Source organism: Bacillus sp. JJ1474 (assembly GCF_036965225.1).
Lineage (GTDB): Bacteria > Bacillota > Bacilli > Bacillales > Cytobacillaceae > Cytobacillus.
In genome coordinates this window covers 1-3,157 of the sequence record NZ_JBALPC010000273.1, presented here as the reverse complement: position 1 = coordinate 3,157, position 3,157 = coordinate 1, and the positions used below count along the sequence as shown (strand labels likewise).

General features: G+C 37.5%; 3 protein-coding genes and 1 riboswitch. All 3 genes read left to right on the top strand.

Features of this window, described 5'->3' with window-relative positions:
• Positions 1–281: 281 nt before the first annotated feature.
• Positions 282–1,475, top strand: coding sequence for a PDZ domain-containing protein (locus tag V7164_RS24280; RefSeq protein WP_335348127.1), 1,194 nt, complete (start codon positions 282–284; stop codon positions 1,473–1,475).
• A gap of 341 nt (positions 1,476–1,816) precedes the next feature.
• Positions 1,817–2,320: an arsinothricin resistance N-acetyltransferase ArsN1 family A gene (locus tag V7164_RS24275; RefSeq protein WP_335348126.1), complete on the top strand. Its 504-nt coding sequence runs from the start codon at positions 1,817–1,819 to the stop codon at positions 2,318–2,320.
• Between the two features lie 261 nt (positions 2,321–2,581).
• A riboswitch (cyclic di-GMP riboswitch) is annotated at positions 2,582–2,665 on the top strand.
• A gap of 148 nt (positions 2,666–2,813) precedes the next feature.
• Positions 2,814–3,035: a hypothetical protein gene (locus V7164_RS24270; RefSeq protein WP_335355496.1), complete on the top strand. Its 222-nt coding sequence runs from the start codon at positions 2,814–2,816 to the stop codon at positions 3,033–3,035.
• Positions 3,036–3,157: the final 122 nt, after the last annotated feature.

Here is a 3,157-nt window from a genome sequence, read left to right as displayed (position 1 = left end):
ATGAAAAGTCCGTCCAGCTTTTTGCGGCAAGGACTTTTCTAAATAGATCCGCCCAATCCCCTAAATTTATTAAATAAAATTACTCACCAGATTCCCTTTTCAAAAATATAGCAATAGGCTTTAAGAGGACATTTTGATAGAATATAGAGTAATAGGTTAATTTAGCAATTTTTTAACTAATAAGTTCATTTCATTCCTATATTTCGGATGAGATGCATTCACACAAATGATTATTTTTCATACTTTCTTAAGTATTTTTCTAATAGAGGTGGGTGGCAAAGGTGGCTCTGGAATGGCTTTTTGAAATATTGAAGGGGATGGGTAAGCTTTTTCTTCACCCTGTTTTCTATTTTCTTTTCTTTATGGCTGCGGTATTGGGCGTTTCTCGGGTGAAGCGGGAGAGAAGGAATTTCCATGTTCGCGCGGAGAATGCCTATTTTGAGCTGAGGCAACTGCTTCCGTTGGGCGTTTTAGCTGGACTGGGGCTGTCGCTCGTGTCGGTTGTGGCAGGACTTGTAATTCCGATGGAAACAATCCTATTTACGGCGATCCTAACGGTCGTTTGGAGCTTAACGACTAAAGTACGCTGGATGTCGCCGGCCTATACGCTTGGCTTTGCTTTTTTTGTGACTATTTTTGCGGCAGAACTCCCATGGAAGCTGCCGGCGTTTTTAACTTCCATAACGGATTCAGAACAGACGATTTTTCCATCGATTGCTGCTCTGCTTGCGCTTCTTCTGATCGGGGAAGGCATCCTTATTTCCAGGAATGGCAGAAAGGGGTCATCACCTAAGCTGATCAATAGCAAACGCGGTCAGAGGGTTGGCATTCATGAGGTGAAGCGGCTCTGGATGCTGCCGATGTTTCTTCTCGTTCCGGGAGATGTGCTGCAGCCTCCTTTTGAATGGTGGCCAGTCTTTACGTTCGGCGGCAGCACGTATTCTCTGATTCTCGTACCGTTTGCTATTGGCTTTTTCCAGCAGATTCAGGGCAAGCTGCCAGCTGAAGCTGTGAAGGCAGTCGGTGGAAGGGTAATCGCTCTTGGCATATTCACCGCGCTTGCATCCATTTCAGGTTACTGGTATCCCCTTGCTTCCATTGCGGTGGTGGCGCTTGCAATTATTGGACGTGAAATGATTACGTTAAGACAGAGAATAGCGGAGGAGAATCTCCCATTCTATTTTTCAAAAAGAAATCATGGTGTTCTTGTCCTTGGGATCATTCCTGGATCTCCAGCCAACAATATGGCTCTACAGGTTGGAGAGATCATAACGAAGGTAAACGGTTTGGCTGTCCATGACCGAAACAGCTTCTATCAGGCACTCTTGAAAAACCGTGCCCATTGTAAGCTGGAGGTGCTCGATGTGAATGATCAAATCCGCTTTGCGCAAAGGGCCTTATATGAAGGGGACCACCATGAGCTTGGGATTCTCTTTGTGCAGGATGATAAGAAAAAGGGCAGTGAGGCAGTGTAATTAATGTGATTTTTCAAAATAACTTGGAATACAGTCATATTTCACTGGAATAATTTTTAATTTTACAAGAAGAGTGAAAAGAATAGATGTCGTTTTGAATAATGTTGAACTCTTTATAAGAAAGTAGTACTGTTTTGAAAAAAATTAACCGGAATGAATCTGCATTTAGGTTAATTTTTTTTGCTATTGGTAGGAGGATAATAATCCAGTGGGGCAAATAGGGCTTGGGAAGAGAATCCATTTTTTATCACGCTTTTTTCAAAATGGATTTTCTTTGTTTCTACCGAATAACAGTATTTTGTTAAAGAAAATATTGATAATTGCTGTTAAGGGGTGACAAGATGTTAGCGGTAATACGTAAAGCATATTTAAATGATATTGAATCCATTTTAAATATTTACAACCAAGGAATTGAAGACAAAATAGCAACTTTAGAAACCGAAACAAAAGATTTACAATACATGAAAGTGTGGTTTGAACAGCATAGAGGACGGTACAAGGTTATTGTTGCTGAACAAGAAGGACAAATAGTAGGGTGGTCTTCGTTAAATCAATATAATAGCCGTTGCGCTTATGCTGGAGTAGCAGATTTATCTGTGTATATTGCTAGGGAGTACCGAGGGAAGGGCATAGGAAGTTTGTTGCTAGCAGCTATAGAAAATATAGCCATAGAAAACTATTTTCATAAAATAGTTCTTTTTACATTTCCATTCAATAAGCTTGGTCAGGGTTTATATCAAAAGAAAGGATATCGTGAGGTTGGTACTTTTAAGAATCAGGGTATTCTGGACGGAAAATATGTTGACGTTATGGCAATGGAGAAGCTATTCGTGCAAACTAAGTAAAGGTAGCTTGGACTTGTGACAGGCGTGTATAGTTTGAAAATTTTTAAAAAAAGGTGATTTATTGCATTGTGATCAGGAAACGTATTAAAGTCTTATTTCAGCATACACACGATTTAAGAAGAGAAAAAAATTTCAAAAGGACTTTAGCATCATTTCATTTATATTCTAAATGGTAAAAAACTACTATTTTTGTAAAAACATGTTGGAAAATGACGAATTTTATTGGAAATTACATGCTAAAGTATTATTATAAAAGTATCAGTTTGATAAAGGCAAACTTATTGAAAGATAAGGACGCAAAGCCACGAGTCTAAGGTGATTAGCTATGATAGTCGGGTTACCAAATGATTGGATACTGTTACCTATGATAGAATAGCCTTTATCATACAAGTCCACCAATCTTTTTGGTGGGCTTTTTTTGAGATAGTTTTGGCGAAGCTTGACTATCTGAGTAAATGGAAAAAATAAAAAGGAGGTGGAATGTTAATTGACTGTGTTATTTGGTACAGTTGAATACTTTGAAAGAGAAATTTACAACTATCTGAATGAGAATCAATTAAAAGAATTAAGTGAAGACTTCCTATATGGCATTACTTCAAAACTAAAAAAAGAATTATTATATGATTTTGTTTGCGATGAAAGAATTCGGTTAGAATGTTTAGAAAACCTTAAATATGCAATTAGTAAGATAACACAAAGTAAGGAAGCGATCTGAGTTTAGATAATTTTAGAAAGGTGGTTTTTTTTAAGTATCATATCTTTTTAATGTTGATTTTATTCATCTAAACAGAATAATCTTCCTTATAGTCAATAGAAATCAGCCATTTGAATAATATT

What these genes read in the sequence shown, in the direction of transcription:
- V7164_RS24275 (WP_335348126.1), top strand. Translation starts at nt 1,817, where the DNA reads ATGTTAGCGGTAATACGTAAAGCATATTTAAATGATATTGAATCCATT.